Annotated in this window: 17 protein-coding genes; 11 read left to right on the top strand and 6 right to left on the bottom strand. The window is 63.1% G+C overall.

Annotated elements, in window-relative coordinates; genetic code table 11:
* The first annotated feature begins 139 nt into the window (after positions 1-139).
* Positions 140-1,318 (top strand): Mrp/NBP35 family ATP-binding protein, encoded by a 1,179-nt coding sequence (locus H0241_RS05480; protein ID WP_235984150.1) that lies wholly within the window; start codon positions 140-142, stop codon positions 1,316-1,318.
* A gap of 190 nt (positions 1,319-1,508) precedes the next feature.
* On the opposite strand, the gene H0241_RS05475 is transcribed toward H0241_RS05480, so the two are convergent.
* On the bottom strand, positions 1,509-1,958 hold the full coding sequence (locus tag H0241_RS05475) for an SRPBCC family protein (RefSeq protein WP_181056395.1): 450 nt from the start codon (positions 1,956-1,958) through the stop codon (positions 1,509-1,511).
* Positions 1,959-2,104: 146 nt separating this feature from the next.
* On the opposite strand from H0241_RS05475, the gene H0241_RS05470 reads away from it, so the two are divergent.
* Positions 2,105-3,910, top strand: a complete 1,806-nt coding sequence (locus H0241_RS05470; protein ID WP_181056394.1) for an IlvD/Edd family dehydratase — start codon at positions 2,105-2,107, stop codon at positions 3,908-3,910.
* A 138-nt stretch (positions 3,911-4,048) separates the two neighbouring features.
* The gene (locus tag H0241_RS05465) at positions 4,049-4,447 is read left to right on the top strand and encodes a hypothetical protein (protein ID WP_181056393.1); all 399 of its coding nucleotides are present in this window, start codon (positions 4,049-4,051) and stop codon (positions 4,445-4,447) included.
* A 16-nt stretch (positions 4,448-4,463) separates the two neighbouring features.
* On the opposite strand, the gene H0241_RS05460 is transcribed toward H0241_RS05465, so the two are convergent.
* Positions 4,464-6,068 carry a trimethylamine methyltransferase family protein gene (locus H0241_RS05460; RefSeq protein WP_181056392.1) on the bottom strand — a complete coding sequence of 535 codons (1,605 nt, stop codon included), beginning with the start codon at positions 6,066-6,068 and terminating at the stop codon, positions 4,464-4,466.
* Positions 6,069-6,276: 208 nt separating this feature from the next.
* Positions 6,277-7,770: a MocR-like pyridoxine biosynthesis transcription factor PdxR gene (pdxR, locus tag H0241_RS05455; RefSeq protein WP_181056391.1), complete on the bottom strand. Its 1,494-nt coding sequence runs from the start codon at positions 7,768-7,770 to the stop codon at positions 6,277-6,279.
* A gap of 400 nt (positions 7,771-8,170) precedes the next feature.
* On the opposite strand from pdxR, the gene pgi reads away from it, so the two are divergent.
* The gene (pgi, locus tag H0241_RS05450) at positions 8,171-9,814 is read left to right on the top strand and encodes a glucose-6-phosphate isomerase (protein WP_181056844.1); all 1,644 of its coding nucleotides are present in this window, start codon (positions 8,171-8,173) and stop codon (positions 9,812-9,814) included.
* Positions 9,811-10,542 carry an HAD family hydrolase gene (locus H0241_RS05445; RefSeq protein ID WP_181056390.1) on the top strand — a complete coding sequence of 244 codons (732 nt, stop codon included), beginning with the start codon at positions 9,811-9,813 and terminating at the stop codon, positions 10,540-10,542. The genes pgi and H0241_RS05445 overlap by 4 nt, the downstream gene beginning before the upstream one ends.
* A gap of 16 nt (positions 10,543-10,558) precedes the next feature.
* On the opposite strand, the gene H0241_RS05440 is transcribed toward H0241_RS05445, so the two are convergent.
* Entirely contained in the window at positions 10,559-10,792 is a 234-nt protein-coding gene (locus H0241_RS05440; protein ID WP_181056389.1) for a hypothetical protein, read from the bottom strand.
* Positions 10,793-11,241: 449 nt separating this feature from the next.
* On the opposite strand from H0241_RS05440, the gene H0241_RS05435 reads away from it, so the two are divergent.
* The gene (locus H0241_RS05435) at positions 11,242-13,104 is read left to right on the top strand and encodes a TPR end-of-group domain-containing protein (protein WP_407941719.1); all 1,863 of its coding nucleotides are present in this window, start codon (positions 11,242-11,244) and stop codon (positions 13,102-13,104) included.
* A gap of 122 nt (positions 13,105-13,226) precedes the next feature.
* Here the strand turns inward: H0241_RS05435 and H0241_RS05430 are convergent, their stop codons facing one another.
* A complete protein-coding gene (locus tag H0241_RS05430) occupies positions 13,227-13,883 on the bottom strand; it encodes a class I SAM-dependent methyltransferase (protein ID WP_181056843.1) in 657 nt (218 codons plus the stop codon).
* Between the two features lie 74 nt (positions 13,884-13,957).
* A complete protein-coding gene (locus tag H0241_RS05425; RefSeq protein ID WP_181056387.1) occupies positions 13,958-15,940 on the bottom strand; it encodes a long-chain fatty acid--CoA ligase in 1,983 nt (660 codons plus the stop codon).
* Positions 15,941-16,418: 478 nt separating this feature from the next.
* Between H0241_RS05425 and H0241_RS05420 the strand changes: the two genes are divergently transcribed.
* Genes H0241_RS05420 through H0241_RS05400 form a run of 5 tightly spaced genes read left to right on the top strand, consistent with a single transcriptional unit; the run spans position 16,419 to position 21,658 of the window.
* Complete coding sequence (locus tag H0241_RS05420) at positions 16,419-18,017, top strand: ABC transporter substrate-binding protein (protein ID WP_181056386.1); 1,599 nt, start codon at positions 16,419-16,421, stop codon at positions 18,015-18,017.
* Positions 18,018-18,064: 47 nt separating this feature from the next.
* On the top strand, positions 18,065-19,072 hold the full coding sequence (locus H0241_RS05415) for an ABC transporter permease subunit (protein ID WP_181056385.1): 1,008 nt from the start codon (positions 18,065-18,067) through the stop codon (positions 19,070-19,072).
* A 26-nt stretch (positions 19,073-19,098) separates the two neighbouring features.
* Positions 19,099-19,983 carry an ABC transporter permease subunit gene (locus H0241_RS05410; protein ID WP_235984149.1) on the top strand — a complete coding sequence of 295 codons (885 nt, stop codon included), beginning with the start codon at positions 19,099-19,101 and terminating at the stop codon, positions 19,981-19,983.
* On the top strand, positions 19,983-20,828 hold the full coding sequence (locus H0241_RS05405) for an ABC transporter ATP-binding protein (RefSeq protein ID WP_181056383.1): 846 nt from the start codon (positions 19,983-19,985) through the stop codon (positions 20,826-20,828). Before H0241_RS05410 ends, H0241_RS05405 begins: the two co-directional genes overlap by 1 nt.
* Positions 20,828-21,658, top strand: a complete 831-nt coding sequence (locus tag H0241_RS05400) for a dipeptide ABC transporter ATP-binding protein (RefSeq protein ID WP_181056381.1) — start codon at positions 20,828-20,830, stop codon at positions 21,656-21,658. The genes H0241_RS05405 and H0241_RS05400 overlap by 1 nt, the downstream gene beginning before the upstream one ends.
* The last annotated feature ends 27 nt before the right edge of the window (positions 21,659-21,685 follow it).

Raw genomic sequence — 21,685 nt, 5'->3', positions numbered from 1 at the left:
CGGATAGTTGGCGACCGTCGATCAGGCAAATCCGACAGCTTCGGTCGTTTTCCGGGGCACACCGGGCCGGCCGTTGCTCCACGGCTTGGTTCTGTCTGGAAACTGCACTATCTCAGGCGCAAGCTTGCATAAGGAAGACCTGATGTCCGTTACCAAGGAAATCGTCACCGAGCGTCTGAAGACGGTCAATGGGCCGGACTTCACCGGCAATATCGTCGACCTCGGCATGGTTTCGGAGATTTTCATCGCCGATTCAAAAGTGTTTTTCTCGATCACCGTTCCCGCCGCCCGTGCGCAGGAGATGGAACCGCTGCGCGCCGCCGCCGAGCGTGTTGTCAAGGCGATTCCCGGTGTCGCCGGCGCAGTCGTGGCGCTGACGGCGGAAAAGAAGGGCGGTGGCATGGAGGCGCCGGTTCCGGCGCGTCCCGTACCCAGACCGGCACCGCCGGCTCCGCCAGCCGCGCCGCGTCCCGCACCGCACGCCCCGGCCTCGCAAAGCTCGGGCAAGCGTGGCGTGCCGGGCATCGAGGCGATCATCGCGGTGGCCTCCGGCAAGGGCGGCGTCGGCAAGTCGACCACCGCCGTCAACATCGCGCTCGGCCTCGCCGCCAATGGTCTGCGCGTCGGCGTGCTAGATGCCGACATTTACGGGCCGTCCATGCCAAGGCTGCTCAATATCCATGGCCGGCCGCAGACGGTTGACGGCAAGATCTTGAAACCGATGGAGAATTACGGCCTCAAGGTGATGTCGATGGGCTTCCTCGTCGACGAGGAAACGCCGATGATCTGGCGCGGCCCGATGGTGATGTCGGCGCTGACGCAGATGCTGCGGGAGGTCGAATGGGGCCGGCTCGACGTGCTCGTCGTCGACATGCCGCCCGGCACCGGCGATGCCCAGCTGACCATGGCCCAGCAAGTGCCGCTGGCCGGCGCCGTCATCGTCTCGACGCCGCAAGACCTGGCCCTGATCGACGCCCGCAAGGGCTTGAACATGTTCAAGAAGGTCGACGTGCCGCTGCTCGGCATCGTCGAGAACATGAGCTATTTCGTCGCTCCCGATACCGGCAAGCGGTACGACATCTTTGGCCATGGCGGGGCGCGGCGCGAGGCAGAGCGCCTCGGCGTGACCTTCCTCGGCGAGGTGCCGCTGGAAATGGGCATTCGCGAAAGCTCGGATGAAGGCTCACCGGTGGTGGCGTCGAAGCCCGATAGCCCCGAGGCGAAGATCTATCGCGACATTGCTTCGAAGGTCTGGGATCGGGTCAACGAAGAACGCGGCGCGGCGGAAGCGGCGGTGCCGAGCATCGTGTTCGAATAGCGCGGATATCCCTCCCCTTGAGGGTCCCTCAAGGGGAGGGTGGCCCGAAGGGCCGGGTGGGGTCCGCCGTGACGCGCTCGGCGCTATTTCTTCACCGATTGAAGCAGCTCAACTCAGGTTGAGGCAGCTGAGGCGACCCCACCCGCCGCGCTTCGCGCGGCACCCTCCCCTCAAGGGGGGAGGGGAACGCTCAGCCGCCCACCTTCTCGCCAAACGTCGAAAAAAATTGCCCGGCCAGTTTCTTCGAGGTCGATTCGATCAGCCTGCTGCCGAGCTGGGCGATCTTGCCGCCGACATCGGCCTTGGCCGCGTATTTGAGCACCGTCGCATGCGGCCCGTCCGCCGTCAGCGTGACATCGGCGCCACCCTTGGCGAAGCCGGCAATGCCGCCCTTGCCTTCGCCCTGAATGGTGTAGGCGTGCGGCGGCTTGAGGTTCTTCAGCGTCACTTCGCCGTTGAACGTCGCCTTGATCGGCCCGATCTTCAGCACCACGGTCGCGGCCATTTCGGTCGGCGATTTCATCTCCAGGCTTTGGCAACCGGGAATGCTTTCCCTCAGAATGCCCGGATCGTTCAGCGCTTCCCACACTTTCTGCAGGGATGCGGCAATGCGTTCCTCGCCTTCGATCACCAAAGCCATCAAAACCTCCCGCACCAGACTGTTTAAAGGCCTAACGCACGGTCTGGTCTCTGTCTATCGCACCAAAGTCCGGTTGCGACGGTGCGCCCTCTTGCCTGCTTCCGCGCGTTGCCATATCGATTTGTCTTACAAATACGGAGACCACGATGGCAGGCGCCCCCACCAGGAAGAAGAAATTTCGCTCGCAGGAGTGGTTCGACAATCCCGACAATCCGGGCATGACCGCGCTCTATCTCGAGCGCTACCTGAACTACGGCCTGACGCGGGCCGAGCTGATGTCGGGCAAGCCGCTGATCGGCATCGCCCAGACCGGTTCCGATCTGTCGCCCTGCAACCGCCACCATATCGAGCTCGCCAAGCGCGTGCGCGAAGGCATCGTCTCGATGGGCGGCATTCCCTTCGAATTTCCCTGCCATCCGATCCAGGAGACCGGCAAGCGCCCGACCGCAGCGCTTGACCGCAACCTCGCCTATCTGAGCCTCGTAGAAGTGCTCTACGGCTATCCGCTCGACGGCGTCGTGCTCACCATCGGTTGCGACAAGACCACGCCCGCGCTTTTGATGGCGGCGGCCACGGTCAACATTCCGGCTATCGCCCTGTCGGTCGGCCCGATGCTCAATGGCTGGCACAAGGGCAAGCGCACCGGATCGGGCACCATCGTCTGGGAATCGCGCCAGCGGCTCTCGGCCGGCGAGATCGACTATGACGAGTTCATGGACATTGTCGCCTCCTCGGCACCGTCCACCGGCTACTGCAACACCATGGGCACCGCCACCACGATGAATTCGCTGGCCGAGGCGCTAGGCATGCAATTGCCGGGTTCGGCGGCCATTCCGGCGCCCTACCGCGAGCGCGGCCAGATCTCCTATGAGACCGGCAAGCGCATCGTCGAGATGGTGCATGAGGATTTGAAGCCGTCCGACATCATGACCCGCAAGGCCTTCGAGAACGCCATTGTCGTCAATTCGGCCATTGGCGGCTCGACCAATGCGCCGATCCATCTCAACGCCATTGCCCGCCATCTCGGCGTGCCGCTCACCAATGACGACTGGCAGGCGATAGGCCTCCATGTGCCGCTCATCGTCAATCTGCAGCCGTCGGGCGAATATCTCGGCGAGGACTACCATCACGCCGGCGGTGTGCCGGCGGTGGTGGCCGAGCTGATGAAGGCCAAGCTGCTGCCCTATCCCGAAGCGATGACCGTCAACGGCAAGACGATCGGCGACAATTGCAAGGCGGTGGTCAACGAGAACACCGACGTCATCCGCACCGTCGCCGAGCCGCTGAAGGCCAACGCCGGCTTCATCAACCTCAGCGGCAATCTGTTCGATTCCGCGATCATGAAGATGAGCGGCATCTCGCCGGAGTTCCGCGAGCGCTATCTGTCCAATCCGAAGGACCCGGAAGCCTTCGAGGGCAACGCCATGGTCTTCGACGGGCCGGAGGATTATCACGCCCGCATCGACGATCCGGCGCAAGGCATCGACGAGCATACCATCCTGTTCATGCGCGGCGCCGGTCCCATCGGCTATCCCGGCGGCGCCGAGGTCGTCAACATGCAGCCGCCGGCCTACCTCATCAAGAAGGGCATCCACGCGCTGGCCTGCATCGGCGATGGCCGCCAGTCGGGCACATCGGGCTCGCCCTCGATCCTCAACGCCTCGCCGGAAGCCGCAATAGGCGGTGGCCTTGCGCTGCTCAGGACTGGCGACCGCGTTCGCATCGACCTGAAGAAGGGTACGGCCAATATCCTCGTCAGTGACGAAGAGATCGCCACGCGGCGCGCGGCGATGCAGGGCAATGGCGGCTATCACTATCCGCAGCACCAGACGCCGTGGCAGGAGATCCAGCGCGGCATGGTTGACCAGTTCTCCGAAGGAATGGTGCTGAAGCCGGCGGTGAAATACCAGGACGTCGCCCACACCAGCGGCGTGCCAAGGGACAATCACTGAGCGCCACATGGCTCGGTGAAATCAAAGGCGGCTTGCCATTGGGCAGGCCGCCTTTTCTCTTGGCGGCGCTCTTGTATCGGTTGGGTCGGACCTACAGATACGTCATCTCGCGGCGTCCTGCACAGAGATGAGACCATCATGACGAAACGGCGCTCTTCCCTCGGTTTTCTCGGCATGTTCGGCCGCTCGGGCGACCTCAGGGAACTCGACAATGCGCTGCGCGATGCTGACCTTCACCCGGCCCTCGTGCCGGAGGGCGTCAAGCTCACCATCGTCAATCTGATGAAGGACCATTGGCCGGACGAGCCGCCGGCGGACGCCTATCGGTCCGTGGCGCAACTGTTCGGCTATTGCATCGCAGGCCCACAAACGTTCGAGCAGGCCAACGGCCCGGAGCGACGGCTGGACGCAGAGCGCCGCATCGAGGCAGCGCTTGAGACCGGTGACAGCCTCGATGCGCAGATCGTGCTGATGGCGCTGCACGGCAAGCTGATCAGCGCCGAGGTCGTCGAGCGTTTTGGGCTAAGCGCGGACTGATTTCGTAAGCTGAGACTTACCCGCCCATGCCGCTACGCGGCAGCTTGATCATCTCGCCGAAGCGGGCGCGCAATTTGTCGTCGAGCAGCTTCGGCACATGGCGGGGGAAGCGCTCGGCAAGCACGCGCTTCTTCTCGATGATCGCCCGCTGCAAGATGTCGGGCCTGCCCTTCTCGTTCCATTCCTTGGGCGAAAAGCGGTCGCCGACGGCCGGATAAAAATACTCTGTCTGCATCAGCCGCAGCGTCTGCTCGTTGCCGAGATAATGGCCCGGGCCGTTCATGCAGACCTCGGTGATGGTGTCGATCGACAGCGCTTCGTCGGTCACCTCGATGCCGCGCACGCAGCGCAGGCAGTGACCCAGCATGTCGTTGTCGATGATCAGGCTCTCCAGGCAGAAGCCGAGCAGCGAGGCATGCATGCCGGCCGATTCATAGACCAGGTTGAGGCCGGCAAGACCGGCCATCACGTCGGTGATGCCCTTTTCATAGCCGGACTGGATGTCGGGCAGTTTCGAATCTGTCATGCCGGCGGCCGAGCCGCCCGGCAGGTCATAGAATTGCGCCATCTGTGCGCAGGCCGAAGTCAGCACCGCCTGCTCGGCCGAACCGCCCGACATGGCGCCGGTCCGGAGGTCGGAGACGAATGGCCAGGTGCCGAAGATCGCCGGGTGTCCCGGCTTGATGGCGTTGACATAGACGAGACCGACCAGCACTTCGGCGACCGCTTGCACGACGGCGCCGGCAATCGCCGCCGGGGCGGTGGCGCCGGCCTGACCGGCCGATAGCAGAAGGATCGGAATGCCACCGTCGACACAGGCCTCGAGCACGCCGCAGGCGTCCTCGGCGAATTTCATCGGTGGCACGACGAAGCAGTTGGAGTTCGACACGAACGGCCGTGCGCGAAAGTTTTCCTCGCCGCCGGCGATCGCATAGAGCATTTCCAGCGCCGGCTGCACGTTCTCGCGCACCGTGAACGAAGTGCCGACATGCTTCGACGTCCCCATCACGCAGGCGTAGAGCGTGTTGAAGTCCATTTCGAGCGGATCCGGAATGTCGCGCGGCACCATCGGCCGCTGGAAGAAATGGATGTTGTCGAGCCCTTCGACGAGGCGGGCGGCGTCGTAAATGTCCTGCACCAGCGACTCGCGGTATTCGCGCTTTTCGACATCGACCAGATGCACAGCGGCACCCGCGGTGCCGTAATGCACGCGTTTGCCCTGGATCAGCATGTCATGCCTTGGATCCTGGCCGTGCAGCGTAAAATTCCGCGCTGCCTTCTTGATGGTGTCCATTACCAGGCCGCGCGGGAAGCGGATGCGGCCGTCATCGGCATAGATAGCACCGGCTTTCGTCAGCGCCTCGATGCAGGAGGGAATGGCATTGGCGAAGCCGACGGTCTCCAGCAGCGTCAGCACTGCTTCATGGATGCGCTCCTGGTCGTTTTGCTTGAGCGGGCCGTAGCTGCCGCCTTCGAGGCCGGCCCGCACCGGCCTGATGTCGTCGGCCAATGGCGCCGCCCGCATGGCGCGGCGCGCTTCGCGCCCGCCGGATCGCCGCGATCGCTGGTCGGCTGCGGCATCTTTAAGGGCCGCATCCTGCTTCTCAAGAGCCACTGACATGGGAGGCACTCCACCTTTAGCTTGCGAAACCGGACGCGGTGATTGGTCCACCGTCGGCCTGCTTCGTCCCCTTTGTCAGCCGACTATGCCGCCGGCATTGGCACAGCCTATGGGCCAGCGGGCCCCGTCGCATATGCCAAGGCGCTAAAGAGCGATGCTAGGGAAGATGCCGGTGGCCGGGGCTGTTCAACGCCCCGGCACTGGGAGATCAGGCAGCTGCCGGCCTGCGTCCGGCCGCGGTCGCGAGTTCGCGGATGCCCGGCTCGATATGCTGCAGGGCGATAGAGGAAATGCCCAAGCGCATGAAACGCGACGGCTTTTCGGTGCGGTCGAAGAAGCGGTCGCCGGGCTCGATGATGACGCTGCGCGACGCCGCGGCCTCGGCCAAACCCCGCGCATCCGTACCGCGCGGCCCCTCGAGCCAGAGCGATGTGCCGCCGGCTGAATCGGTCGAGCGCCATTCCGGCAGGAATGCGGAAATCGCATGGACCAGACGCTTACGGCGCTCGTCGAAGGCCGACGACAGCCGCCGCACCAGCGCCTCGTGGTGGCCGAGCGACAGGAACAGCGCGACTGCGCGCTGGTTGTTGGCCGGCGGATGCCGCAGCATGAAGCGGCGCAGCGCCCTGAGCTCAGAGATTAGTCCAGCCGAAGCCACGATGTAGCCAAGCCGCAGGCCTGGAGCCAGCGTCTTCGACATCGAGCCGACATAGATGACGCGGCCGGAACGATCCAGGCTCTTCAGCGCCTGCTGCGGCGCCTCGTCGAGGAGCTGGCTGTCATAGCCGTCCTCGATGATGATCTGGTTGTGGCGGTTGGCGCGCGCCAGAAGATCCTGCCGGCGCTCCGCCGACAGCGGCACCATGGTCGGGCAATGGTGGCTGGGCGTCACGAAGACAAAGCCGGAATCATTGGGAATGGAAGAGGTTACGATGCCGGACTGGTCGACCGGAACCGGCTGGATGTCGGCGCCCGCAAGCCGGAAGATCGAGCGTGCGTCGGGATAGCCCGGGTCTTCCATCGCCACCTTCGAGCCCTTGGTCATCAGCAGCGTCGCCAGCATATAGAGCGCGTTCTGCGCGCCGAGCGTCACAATGATCTCGTCCGGATTGGCGAAAATGCCGCGCCGCGGCAAGAGCCGCGCCTGGATCTGCTCGATCAGCAATGGATCGTCGCGGTCGACCATATCGGAGGCCCAGTTGCGGATCTCGAGCACCGCCAGCGCCATGCGGTTGCACTCGCGCCATTCGGCGGTCGGGAACAGCGCCGGGTCGAACTGGCCGTAGACGAAGGGGTAGGACGACTTGATCCAGTTGTCGTGCTTGGCCGGCGGCGGCATGTCGCTGGCGGCGATCTGCCGGCGCGCCTTCCAGTCGATCTCGTTCTGCTGGTCCGGCGCCTTCTGGTGCGGTTTGGCGGGGGTGGCCAGCACATCCGGATTGACGAAATGCCCGCGCCGTTCGCGCGCCACCAGGAAACCCTGGTCGACCAGTTGCTGGAACGCCAGCACCACGGTGCCGCGCGCGACGCCGAGCTTTTCGGCCAGGATGCGGCAGGACGGAAGCGGCATCGAAGCGGCGATCTGCCGGTCGAGGATGGCGGCGACGATCGCCTGGCGGATCTGCGCCTGCAGGGTCTGGCCCGATTCCGCCGAAATCCGGAACAGGCCGGACCATATGGCCGTGTCGTTACGCTGTGGCATGGAAGATGTTCCTCGATGGCCAAGCTTTTTTGCTTGGCTGGACCAGCGGAAGGTAACCGTGGCACAAGGGGTTGCGCCAATCAATTTTTCTGATCGCTGGGATTTATGCCAGTGATCTATGCCGGGGTGATGCGCAGCATCATCCCCACGCCTGCGTGACGCGAAGCGTCGTCGCGCAGCATTATCCCCGGGTGACGCTTGCGTCATCCCGCCAGCGTGACGCGCAGCGTCATCGCTTCCCAGTGCGCCCGCGACCCCACTTTGTCGTGCCACCAGTTTGCCGCACTGCGTCATCCCCACGCATTGAAACAGATGAAATTCGGCTCAATAACTCCAGCGCGACACGCGCCGGAAACATCCGGTCTGATAAGATGTCGTGAAAAAGCGTCAGGAGCCGGCATTGGATCACTCGTCCTTCGACAAACAGCTTGTCGCCTTGCGTGCTGCGCGCGCAGCGGCATCGGGCACGATGCGCGAGGCTTTTGCCGCCGACCCCAAGCGCTTCGAGACATTTTCGGCCAGTGACGGCGACCTTCTGCTCGACTGGTCGAAATGCGCAGTCGACCAGCGCACGATGGAGCTGCTCGAAAAGCTCGCCGGCGCCGCCGACCTCGAGGGACGCCGCGCGGCGATGTTTTCCGGCAAGAAGATCAACATCACCGAGGACCGCGCCGTGCTGCACACGGCGCTGCGCAACCTCTCTGGCAAGGGCGTCACCGTCGACGGTCAGGACGTCAAGGCGGATGTGCTTGCCGTGCTCGATGCCATGGGCGCTTTTGCGGATGCCATTCGCTCCGGCAAGGCCGCCGGCGCCACCGGCAAGAAGATCACCGATATCGTCAACATCGGCATTGGCGGCTCCGATCTCGGCCCAGCCATGGCGACGCTGGCGCTGGCGCCCTATCATGACGGCCCGCGCGCGCATTACGTCTCCAACATCGACGGCGCCCATATCCACGACACGCTGAAGGAGCTCTCGGCGGAAACCACGCTGTTCATCATCGCCTCGAAGACCTTCACCACGGTCGAGACGATGACCAATGCCGAGACAGCGCGCAAATGGGTGCAGAAGGCGCTCGGCAAGGAAGCCGTCGGCAAGCATTTCGCCGCCGTCTCGACCGCGCTCGACCTGGTTGCGAAATTTGGGATTGAGGCCGATCGCGTGTTCGGCTTCTGGGACTGGGTCGGCGGCCGCTATTCGCTGTGGGGCGCCATCGGCCTGCCGGTGATGATCGCCATTGGCCCACGGAACTTCCGCGCCTTCCTCGACGGCGCGCATGAGATGGACGAGCATTTCCGCACCGCCCCCCTGCGGAAGAACCTGCCGGCGCTTTTGGGACTGGTCGGCTGGTGGCATCGCGTGATCTGCGGTTATCCGGCGCGTGCCGTCATCCCCTATGACCAGCGCCTGTCCAGGCTGCCAGCCTACCTGCAGCAACTCGACATGGAATCGAACGGCAAGGGCGTCACCCTCGACGGCACGCCGGTGACGACGCCGACCGGGCCGCTGGTCTGGGGCGAACCCGGCACCAATGGCCAGCACGCCTTCTTCCAGCTGCTGCATCAAGGCACCGATTTCATTCCGGTCGAATTCCTCGCCGCCGCCGTCGGCCATGAGCCTGATCTGAAGCACCAGCACGATCTGCTGCTCGCCAATTGCCTGGCTCAGTCGGAAGCGTTGATGAAGGGCCGCACGCTGGAAGAAGCGCGCGCGCAGATGTTGGCCAAGGGCATGAAGCCGGCCGATGTCGACAAGATCGCTCCGCACCGCGTCTTCTCCGGCAATCGTCCGTCGGTGACGATCCTCTACCGCAAGCTCGACCCGCGCACCTTCGGACGGCTGATCGCGCTCTACGAGCACCGCGTCTTCGTCGAAGGCATTCTGTTCAACATCAACTCCTTCGATCAATGGGGCGTGGAGCTTGGCAAGGAGCTGGCGACGGGCCTGCTGCCTGTCGTGGAAGGCAAGGAGAGCGCCGCCAAGCGCGACGCGTCGACCGCCGGGCTGGTTGCGCGCATCCAGCAGCTGCGGGGTGCGGCATGAAAAACCCGGCCGACATCAAGGGCATCTTGTTCGACAAGGACGGCACGCTTGTCGATTTCAACGCGACCTGGCTCAGCATTGCCGATTTCATGGCCATGGACGCCGCCGAGGGCGACCGCTGGAAGGCCGACAGGCTGCTTTCGGCGGCAGGCTTCGATTTTGTCGCCAAGCGCTTCAAACCGGATTCGATCTTTGCCTCGGGCACCAACATGGATGTCGTCGAGCTGTGGTTCCCGCGCCTGTCCGACGAGGACCAGATGCTGGCCGTCGCCCGCTTCAACGAGATCACCTCGGTGCAGGGCTCGTCGATGGCGGTGGCGCTGCCGGGCATCGTCGGTGCGCTGACGGCGCTGCACAAACGCGCCTACCGGCTCGGCGTCGCCACCAATGATTCGACCGCCGGTGCTGAGAAGACCATGGTGACGCTCGGCGTCGCCCAGCTCTTCGACGCCGCCTATGGCTATGACGCGGTGGCCAATCCGAAACCGGCGCCGGACACGATCCTCGCCTTCTGCGACCTGACCGGGCTGAGGCCCGCCGAGATCGCCATGGTCGGCGATAACCGTCACGATCTGGAGATGGCGCGCGCCGGTGGCTGCGGACTGGCGATCGGCGTGCTCTCCGGCACAGGCACCCGTGAATCGCTAACGGCGATCGCCGATGTCGTTCTAGATTCTGTTGCCGACTTGCCGGACTTTCTGTCGGCGCGGGTCAAGGAGACGGTCTGACGGGGAAGGCCTGGGGTTACGGGCTCACAGGTGCCATAGCGTACCCAAACTCAAGTGCTGAAAACTCACTGCCGCGCAACCGATCGGTAAAGGCTGCAACGGCAGAGGCGTCACTGTCGGGCGGAAATACGACGAAGAGTTCCCATCCTTCCGGCGCGTCCATCTGTTTGCTCGGAAAGCCGCTCTTCGTGGCAAAGGCCTGCAATCGGTCCAAGTCAGCTTGCGGCCCCGTGGCGATAATGCCGATCATTTGTTGAGTGGCTGGTGAGGCGTTGACGGGAGGCGGGGCCATGCCCGCAATGGTAGGTGTCGAGCAAGCGCCTAGAGCGAGTGCTGCGGCCAAGAGGGGCAGGGGATGCGTCCGACAATATGCATTGGCAAAGTGTGCACTGGCCCTCTAATGTCTGCAATGGGTGGCGGGTTCAACCGATCGCTGCAACGCACTCAGCGAACTTCTCCGCCGGGGTCTTATCGAGCAAGGTCTTTCCGGGGCGTCGTTGAGCTGCCGCGCGATGGCGCTGAGCTTTGCCTGGCTGTGCAGGGATAGAGCCGGATCGCGGCATGAACGGGCATTCGAGGTGTGGTTTATCCGTTTGCCTTTGTGCGGAAGCCGGTATTCTTCCTCTGGTCGGCGAAAAACTGCTTGCGACGCGGGGAAACTGCTAAGGTATGCGTCTGAAACATGCGGGGCAACCGAGTATGGAACGCCGCCTGACAGCAATACTGGCCGCCGACGTGGTCGGCTATTCCAGGCTGATGGGGCTTGACGAAGCCGGCACGCTGTCGGCGCTCAAGACGCATCGGCGCGAGATGGCCGACGGCAAGATCGCCGAACACCAGGGCCGCATCGTCAAACTCACCGGCGACGGCATGCTTGTCGAGTTCCCGAGCGTGGTGAACGCAGTGGCGTGCGCCGCCGACATCCAGCGCCGGATGCGCGAGCGCAATGTCGATGTGCCGGAGGAGCGCCGCATCGAGTTCCGCATCGGCGTCCATCTCGGCGATATCATTTTCGAGGACAGCGACATCTACGGCGACGGCGTCAACATCGCGGCGCGTATCGAGAGCATCGCCAGGCCAGGCGGTGTAGCCGTCTCTGGCTCGGTCCGCGACAATGTCGGCAACCGGCTCGATCTCTCCTTCGAGGACACCGGCGAGCAGACCCTCAAGAACATTGACCGGCCGGTCCGTGTCTACAACGTCGACCTCTTCGCCGGCGCTCCGCCATCGCGCGCGACGAACGGCGTAGCGTCGGCCAGGCCAGCGCCGGCGAAGGAAAAGCCGTCGATCGCCGTGCTGCCGTTTAACAACATGAGCGGCGATCCGGAGCAGGAGTATTTCTCCGACGGTATCACCGAGGACATCATCACCGATCTGTCAAAGATTTCCGGCCTGTCGGTGATCGCCCGCAATTCAGTTTTCACCTACAAGGGCAAGTCTGTCGACGTGCAGGAGGTCAGCCGGCGCTTCAATGTCGCAACGGTGCTTGAAGGCAGCGTCCGCAAGGCCGGCCAGCGCGTGCGCATCACCGCGCAGTTGATCGACGGCAAGGACGGCACGCATCTGTGGGCCGATCGTTATGACCGCGACCTGACGGACATCTTCGCGATTCAGGACGAGATCACCCACACCATTGTCGACCAGCTCAAGGTGAGGCTGCTGCCGGAGGAAAAGAAGGCGATCACGCAGGCGCCGACCGAGAGTGTCGAGGCTTACACCTACTATCTGAGAGGGCGCGAGTTCTTCCACCGTGGGTCGAAGTCGTATTATGTGCTAGCCAAGCGCATGTTTGCGAAGGCGATCGAACTTGATCCGCTCTACGCTCGTGCCTATGCCGGCGTTGCCGATTGCGATTCGTTTCTCTTCCTTCATTATGACGAGAAGGTCTCCGTCGAGGGCATTTTGGCGAACAGTGCCAAAGCGCTGGACCTCGAGAGCGGTCTTGCCGAAGCCCACGCCTCACGTGGCCTTGCCCTCTCGATCAACCAGCGCTACGCCGAAGCAGAGCGTGAATTCGAGCTGGCGATCGCCAACAATCCGAACCTTTTCGAAGCGCACTATTTCTACGCCCGCACTTTCCTGGTGCAGGGAAAGCCCGAGCAGGCCGTTCGATATTACGAGCGTGCAGCCGAGATCAAGCCGGAAGACTTTCAATCCGTCAACTTCCTCCAAGCGGCATACCGATCCTTGGGGCGGCCAGAACAGGTGAAGGACGCGGCTCGCAGAACCGTGGAGCGCGCCGAGCGCGAACTGGCGCGCAACCCGGAGAATCCACGACCTGCCTATTTGGGAGCGAATGCGCTCGCCGTCCTTGGCAACATTGAACGTGCAAGGGATTGGGCCTCGCGGGCGCTCGCCATCGATCCCGACGATATTCTGACCCAATACAATATCGCTTGCCTCTACTGTCTGTTCGGCGAATTCGATGGCGCGCTGGATCTCCTGGAGCGCCTGCTTCCGCACGCCAATCAAGATACAAAAGCATGGACTCGGCAAGACTCTGACTTCGAGCCGCTGCACAGCCTTCCGCGCTGGCAGACGGTGCTGGAGCTTGCGAGATAGCAATGGAACGCCGGCTTACCGCCATCCTTGCCGCCGGCGTGGTCGGCTACTCCAGGCTTATGGGGCTTGACGAGGCCGGCATGCTGTCGGCGCTCTGACTGGAATCGGTCGAACCCGCTCATTCAGCGCCAGCGCTCTCCCGCCTCAAACGAAAACACCCCGCTCGGCTTGGTCTCGGCGCCCTTCGCGTCGCCGAAATCCGGCACCTGATACTCCGCCAGCAACCGCAGCCGGGACAGCGGCAGGTCGTTGCGACGGGGATCGCCGACCAGCACGTCGATGCCGGCCGCCAGACAGCGGTCGAGGAATGGGATAACCCGCAGAGCGACCTCCCGGCCGTAGAACACGTCGCCGGCAAGCACGAGGTCGACCGCCGGCGGCGGGCCCGTGATGATGTCCTGGTCGACAATGGTGATCTCGGCGCCATTCGCCGCGGCATTGAGGCCTATGGCGGCAACGCCGTTGCGGTCGATCTCGGCGGCGATCACTGTGCTGGCGCCGGCCTTGGCGGCGGCGATGCCGACGAGGCCGGAGCCGGCGCCGAGGTCGAGTACGCGGCGGCCGGCGACGCTTTGCGGATGGTCGAGTATATAGCGCGCAAGCACCGCGCCGCCGGCCCAAGCATAGGCCCAGTAGGGTGGCTGTGGCTCAGGCTCGTTGGCCTCGGTGCCGTCTTCCGGCCCATGGTCCTGCCACTCGACAAGCCGCCTTAGGCCGCTGCCTGGATGAGCCGTGTAGAGCAGGATTTCGGGAAGAGCTGGAACAGGCGCAAGGCGCATGTTCGCCTTGATGAACGTCGCCGCGTCGGAACGCGGATTGTTGTCTGCATCGCGACTGCGCTCGTCGTTCAAATCTATTCCCGCAGCGCCCGGCGCAAAATCTTGCCGACCGGCGTCTTTGGCAGTTCGGTCCGGAACTCGATGTATTTCGGCCGCTTGTAACCGGTCAGGTTTTCGCGGCAATAGGCGGTCAGCGCCTCGACGGTCAGCGCCGGATCCTTCTTGACCACGAACAGCTTCGGCACTTCGCCCGAATGCTCGTCCGGCACGCCGATTGCCGCCACTTCGAGCACACCCGGATGCTGCGCGACGACTTCCTCGAGTTCGTTCGGATAGACGTTGAAGCCGGAGACCAGGATCATGTCCTTCTTGCGGTCGACGATCTTGGTGTAGCCGCGCTCGTCCATGAAGCCCATGTCGCCGGATTTGAAGAAGCCGTCCTTGGTCATCACCTTGGCGGTCTCGTCCGGCCGGTTCCAGTAGCCGGCCATCACCTGCGGCCCGCGGATGCAAATCTCGCCGACCTCGCCCAGCGGCAGATTGTTGCCGTCATCGTCGCGGATGACGATCTCGGTCGAAGGCAGCGGCAGGCCGATCGTGCCGGTGAAATTGCTGTCGCTGAACCTGTTGGCGGTGGCCACCGGCGAGGTCTCCGACAACCCGTAGCCCTCGGTGATCGAGTTGCCGGTCAACGCCTTCCAGCGCTCGGCAACCCCCTTCTGCACCGCCATACCGCCGCCCAGCGTCATGATCAGCGGTTTGAAGTCGAGCTTGCGGAAATCCTCATTGTTGAGCAGTGCGTTGAACAGCGTGTTGAGACCCGGGAAGATGTGCATCGGGTACTTCTGCAGCTCCTTGACGAAGCCGGGAATGTCGCGCGGATTGGGAACCAGAACGTTCTGGGCGCCCTGCTGCATGCCCATCAGCGCGTTCACCGTCAGCGCGAAGATATGGTAGAGCGGCAGCGCGCAAATGAAGTTGAGATGCGCCGGTTTCGGCTTGATCGTGTAGGCGTCCTGCAGCCACAGCGTGTTCTGCGCGACATTGGACAACACATTGGAGTGCAGCAGCACAGCACCTTTGGAAATTCCCGTGGTGCCGCCTGTATATTGCAGGAAGGCGACGTCGTTGGCTTCCATCTTGGCCGGTTTGAAGGCGATGCCGGCGCCGGCCTTCACGGCCGCATTGAACTTGACATGGCCGGGCAGCGACCAGGCCGGCACCATCTTCTTCACCCGCCGCACGACGAGGTTGACGATCGTGCCCTTGAGGCCGCCGAGCATGTCGCCCATCGCCGCAATCACCACATGCTTGACCGCCGTCCTGGCGATCACCGCGTCCAGGGTGCTGGCGAAATTCTCGAGAATGACGATCGCCTGCGCGCCGGAATCCTTGAGCTGGTGTTCGAGCTCGCGCGGCGTGTAGAGCGGATTGATGTTCACCACGATATAGCCTGCGCGAAGCACGGCCATCATCGCCACCGGATATTGCAGCACATTCGGCATCATCAGCGCCACGCGTGCGCCCTTCTGCAGGCCCTTCGACTGCAGATAGGCGCCGAAGGCAGCCGATTGCCGCTCAAGTTCGGCGTAGGAGATCGACTTGCCCATGCACACGAATGCCGGCTGGCCGGAAAACTGCTTGCAGGCGCCGACCAGGAAGTCGCCGATCGAACTGTAGGGCAGGGTGCCGATCTCGGCCGGCACGACTTTCGAATAGCTTTTGAGCCACGGCTTTTCCGGCAGGCCTGCGGCAAGCGCCGTCAGCGTCTTCGGCAGTTTTTTGGCCGGGCTCGGCGCCGGCTTTGCCGCCGCCGTTTTCGCTGCAGCGCTGGCGGCGGGCTTTGCAACAGGTGCTGTCCTCGCGGCCGCGGGCTTGGTCGCAGGTTTCGCTGCCGGCTTGGCGCTTGCCTTCGCCGGCGCGATGGTTGCCTTTGGCTTGGCGGCGGGAGCGGTTTTGACCGAAGGCGCTTTCGGTTTGGCGGCAGCGGCGGCCGGCTTTGAAGCAGACCCTGCTTTTGCTTTCGCCGGGGCCGTTGTCTTTGTTGCTTTTGCCACCTCTAGCCTCCCTCAGTCGTTCGTTGCATGCTCCATGCTGCACCGCCTCTATATAGTGAGGCGTCCTCCGCTGCAGCGATGTCGCGGATTCCCGGGAAATCCGGCGTGTCATCTATCTATTGCGACTATCGGCGGCCGTGCAAGTCTTGCCCCAACGGCAGGACGGCAAAGATTTGCCGTCAAAATCTGTCCTGCGCTGTTGCCTGCGGCACCTGCTTGTCGCGACGGGCGTGAGCGGCCCCAGGCCTGCGGATCATTGTTCCAGCGATACCGGCGATCAATGAAAAAATGCGGTCGTTAACAATCCCGTGATTAGCAGATTTTGCTATTTCTTTCTGAAATCGAGCAAAAGCCGAGAAATATTTTCTGCTTACGGTGGGGTAGGCAAACAGGGAGTTCCAAAGCCGGAAAAACGGTGCTTATATGCGCGCTTCGCGAGCCTGATAGAGGGGCTTGGAAGAACATCAGGGAGTGCTCAATGAAAAAGAAACTGACTTTTGCAGCCGCGTTGCTGGCTGCAAGCGTCCTCGGCGGCGTGGCCAATGCCAAGACGCTGGTCTATTGCTCGGAGGCCTCGCCAGCCAACTTCGACCCGGGCACCACGACGGGCGGCAACGACTTCGATGCCTCGTCGCGTACCGTTTATTCGCGCCTGGTCGAGTTCAAGCATGGCGGCACCGAAGTTGTGCCCGGCCTCGCCGACAAATGGGAGATTTCGGACGACGGCCTGGTCTATACTTTCCACCTGCATCCGGGTGTGAAGTTCCAGACCACGGATTTCTTCAAGCCGACGCGTGATTTCAATGCTGACGACGTCGTCTTTTCCTTCGATCGCCAGTTCAACAAGGAAAACCCCTGGAACGGCGAAAAGTACCTGCCGAACCTGACCTGGGACTACTACACCGGCATGGACATGCCGAAATACGTCGCCAAGTGGGAAAAGGTCGATGACCTCACCGTGAAGCTGACGCTGACCGAGCCGAACGCGCCGATGCTGGCCAATCTCGGCATGGACTTCGCCTCGATCGTGTCGAAGGAATATGCCGACCAGCTGGAAAAAGACGGCAAGATGGCCGACTTCTCGACCAAGCCGATCGGCACCGGCCCGTTCCAGTTCGTCGACTACCAGCTGGATTCGGTGATCCGTTATGCGGCCAATCCCGATTACTTCAAGGGCAAGGAAAAGATCGACGATCTCGTCTTCGCCATCACGCCGGACGCCACCGCCCGCATCCAGAAGGTGCTCGCCGGCGAATGCGATATCGCGCCCTATCCGAATCCTGCCGACATCGGCATGATCAAGGCCAACAACGACGTGACCTTGATGGATCAGGCCGGCCTGAACATCGGTTATATGAGCTACAACACCACCATCCCGCCGCTCGACAAGCCTGAGGTGCGCCATGCGCTCAACCAGGCGATCGATCGGGAATCGCTCATCAAGTCGCTGTTCCAGGACGCCGGCGCCACTCCGGCGGTAAACCTGATCCCGCCGACCATGTGGTCGTGGGACAAGGACGTGAAGTCCGACGCCTATGATCCGGAAGCGGCCAAGAAGGTGCTGGCCGATGCCGGGTTGAAGGAGATCCAGCTCTGGGCCTCCGATCGCGTTCGTCCCTACAACCCGAACTTCGCGCGCGCCGCTGAACTGATCCAGGCCGACTGGGCCAAGGTCGGCGTCAAGGCGGAGATCGTCAACTACGAGTGGACGAAGTACCGCGAGGAAGGCAAGAAGAAGGACCGTCCCGGCGCATTCCAGATCGGCTGGACCGGTGACAATGGCGATCCGGACAACTTCTTCGCCACGCTGTTCGCCTGCTCGGCCATCGGCGTGTCGAACTACTCCAGCTGGTGCGACAAGGACTTCGAGGACCTGATCCAGAAGGCCAAGAAGACCAGCGACCAGGCCGAACGCACCAAGCTCTACGAAGAGGCGCAGGTTGTCTTCCAGAAACAGGCTCCGGCCTTCCTCCTGGCACACAGCCAGGTCTACGCAGTCGTGCGCAAGAATGTCAGCGGCTTCATGATGGACCCGCTCGGCATTCATCGCTTCGACGGCGTCGACAAGGCCGAATAGAACTGTTAGGCGGGCGGCGCGCAATCAGGCGCCGCCCCCTTTTCAAGATGCTCCGATATCTCCTCAACAAAATCGTCTTGGTGCTCCCGACGCTGATCGGCATCACCATCTGTGCCTTCGCTTTCGTCAGGCTGCTGCCCGGCGATCCCATCCTTGCCATGGCCGGCGAGCATGGTGTGTCGCCCGCGCGCTACGAAGAACTGAAGGAACAGTTCGGCTACAATCTGCCGATCTGGCAGCAATATGCGCATTATGTCCGCGATGCCGCGACCGGTAATTTCGGCGTCTCGATCTCTTCCAAGCGTCCGGTCATCGAAGATTTTATGACGCTCTTCCCGGCAACCATCGAGCTCTCTGTTTTCGCCTTGATCTTCGCCATGGTGCTGGGCATCCCGGCCGGCATCTTTGCCGCGGTCAAACGCGGCTCGTGGTTTGACCAGGGACTGATGGGCACCGCCCTTGTCGGCTATTCCATGCCGATCTTCTGGTGGGGTCTGCTGCTGATCATCTTTTTCTCCGGCTATCTCGGCTGGACCCCGGTTTCAGGCCGCATCGGCCTGCAGTTCTTCTTCAAGCCGATCACCGGCTTCATGACCATCGACACCCTGCTCTACGGCAAATGGGATGCCTTCCGCTCGGCATTGAGCCATCTGGTGCTGCCGGCGGTCGTGCTCGGCACCATCCCGCTGGCGGTCATCGCGCGCCAGACGCGCTCGGCCATGCTCGAAGTGCTGGGCGAGGACTATGTGCGGACCGCCCGCGCCAAGGGTCTTTCCTCGACCCGCGTCATCGGCGTGCACGCGCTGCGCAATGCGCTGATCCCGGTGGTCACCACCATCGGCCTGCAGGTCGGCGCGCTGCTCGCCGGCGCCATCCTCACCGAAACCATCTTTGCCTGGCCGGGTATCGGCAAGTGGATGGTCGATTCCATCTTCAAGCGCGACTATGTCGTCGTGCAGTCAGGCTTGCTCTTGATCGCCCTTATCGTCATGGCCGTGAACCTGATCGTCGACGTGCTCTATGCCGTCATCAACCCGCGCATCAGGGCGGCGTGATGAGCCAGTCCACCGAAATCGCCCCGATGGCCGCCGGCAACCCTGACCGCCTGACCGGCTTCAGGACCTTCTGGCACTATTTCTCGGTAAACCGCGGCGCCGTCATCGGCCTGTTCGTCTTCATCCTGCTGGTGCTGGCCGCACTCTTTGCGCCGCTGCTGGCGCCTTATGCGCCCGACATCCAGGACAAGACCGCTTTCTTGCGGCCGCCGGCCTGGCAGGCAGGCGGCAGCGCCGAGTATCTGCTCGGTACCGACGCGGTCGGGCGCGACATGCTCTCGCGCCTGCTCTATGGCGCGCGCTTCTCGCTGCTCATCGGCGCCGTCGTCGTCACCCTGGCGCTTACCGGCGGCATCACGCTCGGCCTGCTGGCCGGCTACTTCCGCGGCTGGGTCGACGTCGCGATCATGCGCGTCATGGATTTGATCCTGGCCTTCCCGTCGCTGCTTTTGGCGCTGGTTCTGGTCACCATCCTCGGCCCCGGCCTGTTCAATGCCATGCTGGCCATCGCGCTTGTCCTGCAGCCCCACTTTGCGCGCCTGGTGCGCGCCGCTGTCATGGCCGAAAAGGGCCGCGAATATGTGATCGCCGCCAAGGTTGCGGGCGCTGGGCATATCCGGCTGATGCTGCGCACCATCCTGCCCAACTGCCTCGCGCCGCTGATCGTTCAGGGCACGCTGTCCTTCTCCAACGCCATCCTCGAGGCGGCCGCCCTCGGCTTCCTCGGCCTTGGTGCGCAGCCGCCGACACCGGAATGGGGAACCATGCTCGCTTCGGCACGGGAATTCATCCTGCGTGCCTGGTGGGTGGTGACCTTCCCTGGTCTGGCCATCCTCATCACCGTGCTTGCCATCAACCTGGTTGGCGACGGTCTGCGCGATGCGCTCGATCCGAAGCTGAGGAGGTCGTGATGGCGCTGCTCGACATCCGCAATCTCGTCGTCGAGTTCCAGACCGCATCCGGCCCGTTCCGCGCCGTCGACGGCGTCTCGCTGCATGTCAACGAGCGTGAAGTGCTGGCCATCGTCGGCGAATCCGGCTCCGGCAAGTCGGTGTCGATGCTGGCTGTGATGGGCCTGTTGCCGTGGACGGCGACGGTCACTGCCGACGAGATGAGCTTCAATGGCCGTGACCTTCTGAAGATGACCCCGGCCGAGCGCCGCAAGATTGTCGGCAAGGACATGTCGATGATCTTCCAGGAGCCGATGGCCAGCCTCAACCCCTGCTTCACCGTCGGCTTCCAGATCGAGGAAGTGCTGCGCTTCCATATGGGCATGGATAAAGCCCAGCGTCGGGAGCGGGCCATCGAGCTGCTGACGCAGGTCGGCATTGCCGAGCCGGCCGAACGGCTGAACTCGTTCCCGCACCAGATGTCGGGCGGCCAGTGCCAGCGCGTCATGATCGCCATCGCCATCGCCTGCAATCCAAAGCTTCTGATCGCCGACGAGCCGACCACCGCGCTCGACGTCACCATCCAGAAGCAGATCCTCGATCTGCTGGTGTCGCTGCAGGTCAAATACGGCATGGGCCTGATCATGATTACCCACAATATGGGCGTCGTGGCTGAGACCGCCGACCGCGTCATCGTCCAGTACAAGGGCCGCAAGATGGAAGAGGCCGACGTGCTGTCGCTGTTTGAATCGCCAAAGAGCAACTACACCCGTGCGCTTTTGTCGGCGCTGCCGGAAAATGCTGTCGGCGACCGATTGCCGACCGTCTCCGACATGTTGTTCGAACCTGCCGCCGGAGTCGCCTGATGAGCATCAAGGTCGTCGAAGGCAAGAACATCAAGCGCGACTATCATGTCGGCGGTGGCCTGTTTCGCGGCGCGCGCACCGTGCATGCGGTCAAGGGCGTCTCGTTCAGCGTCGACAAGGGCAAGACGCTGGCCATCGTCGGTGAAAGCGGTTGCGGCAAGTCCACGCTGGCGCGCATCATCACGCTGATCGATCCGGCGACGTCGGGTGAGCTGTTCATCGACGGCAACAAGGTCGACATCGCCAGGAATGGCCTGACCAAGGAGATGCGCCGCAAGGTGCAGATCGTTTTCCAGAACCCTTACGGATCGCTCAATCCGCGCCAGAAGATCGGCGATGTGCTGGGCGAGCCGCTGCTCATCAACACCGACAAGCCGGCCGAAGAACGGCGCGACCTGGCCATGAAGATGCTGAAGAAGGTCGGCCTCGGGACCGAACACTACAATCGCTACCCGCATATGTTCTCGGGCGGCCAGCGCCAGCGCATCGCGATCGCCCGCGCGCTGATGCTCAACCCAAGCCTGCTGGTGCTCGACGAGCCGGTCTCCGCGCTCGATCTGTCGGTGCAGGCGCAGGTGCTCAATCTGCTCGCCGACCTGCAGGACGAATTCCAGCTGACCTATGTCTTCATCAGCCACGATCTGTCTGTCGTGCGCTACATCGCCGACGATGTGATGGTGATGTATTTCGGCGAAGCCGTCGAATACGGCGCGCGCGAGGAGGTCTTTGCCGACCCCAAGCACAGCTACACGAGGACGCTGTTCGCCGCGACGCCGCGCGCCGACGTAGCCTCGATCAAGGCCAGGTTGGCCAAGAAAAAGGCCGCCTGACCTCTCCCTGGCAATTGCTTTTGCAAA

The sequence above is a fragment of the Mesorhizobium neociceri genome, from assembly GCF_013520985.1.
GTDB lineage: Bacteria > Pseudomonadota > Alphaproteobacteria > Rhizobiales > Rhizobiaceae > Mesorhizobium > Mesorhizobium neociceri.
This window is presented reverse-complemented; position numbering and strand designations above follow the sequence as displayed.

What these genes read in the sequence shown, in the direction of transcription:
- pdxR (WP_181056391.1), bottom strand. Translation starts at nt 7,770, where the DNA reads ATGCCACAGCGTAACGACACGGCCATATGGTCCGGCCTGTTCCGGATT.
- H0241_RS05435 (WP_407941719.1), top strand. Translation starts at nt 11,242, where the DNA reads ATGGAACGCCGCCTGACAGCAATACTGGCCGCCGACGTGGTCGGCTAT.
- H0241_RS05405 (WP_181056383.1), top strand. Translation starts at nt 19,983, where the DNA reads ATGGCGCTGCTCGACATCCGCAATCTCGTCGTCGAGTTCCAGACCGCA.
- H0241_RS05420 (WP_181056386.1), top strand. Translation starts at nt 16,419, where the DNA reads ATGAAAAAGAAACTGACTTTTGCAGCCGCGTTGCTGGCTGCAAGCGTC.
- H0241_RS05465 (WP_181056393.1), top strand. Translation starts at nt 4,049, where the DNA reads ATGACGAAACGGCGCTCTTCCCTCGGTTTTCTCGGCATGTTCGGCCGC.
- H0241_RS05410 (WP_235984149.1), top strand. Translation starts at nt 19,099, where the DNA reads ATGGCCGCCGGCAACCCTGACCGCCTGACCGGCTTCAGGACCTTCTGG.
- H0241_RS05415 (WP_181056385.1), top strand. Translation starts at nt 18,065, where the DNA reads ATGCTCCGATATCTCCTCAACAAAATCGTCTTGGTGCTCCCGACGCTG.
- H0241_RS05470 (WP_181056394.1), top strand. Translation starts at nt 2,105, where the DNA reads ATGGCAGGCGCCCCCACCAGGAAGAAGAAATTTCGCTCGCAGGAGTGG.
- H0241_RS05460 (WP_181056392.1), bottom strand. Translation starts at nt 6,068, where the DNA reads ATGTCAGTGGCTCTTGAGAAGCAGGATGCGGCCCTTAAAGATGCCGCA.
- H0241_RS05440 (WP_181056389.1), bottom strand. Translation starts at nt 10,792, where the DNA reads ATGATCGGCATTATCGCCACGGGGCCGCAAGCTGACTTGGACCGATTG.
- H0241_RS05445 (WP_181056390.1), top strand. Translation starts at nt 9,811, where the DNA reads ATGAAAAACCCGGCCGACATCAAGGGCATCTTGTTCGACAAGGACGGC.
- H0241_RS05400 (WP_181056381.1), top strand. Translation starts at nt 20,828, where the DNA reads ATGAGCATCAAGGTCGTCGAAGGCAAGAACATCAAGCGCGACTATCAT.
- H0241_RS05475 (WP_181056395.1), bottom strand. Translation starts at nt 1,958, where the DNA reads ATGGCTTTGGTGATCGAAGGCGAGGAACGCATTGCCGCATCCCTGCAG.
- H0241_RS05430 (WP_181056843.1), bottom strand. Translation starts at nt 13,883, where the DNA reads ATGCGCCTTGCGCCTGTTCCAGCTCTTCCCGAAATCCTGCTCTACACG.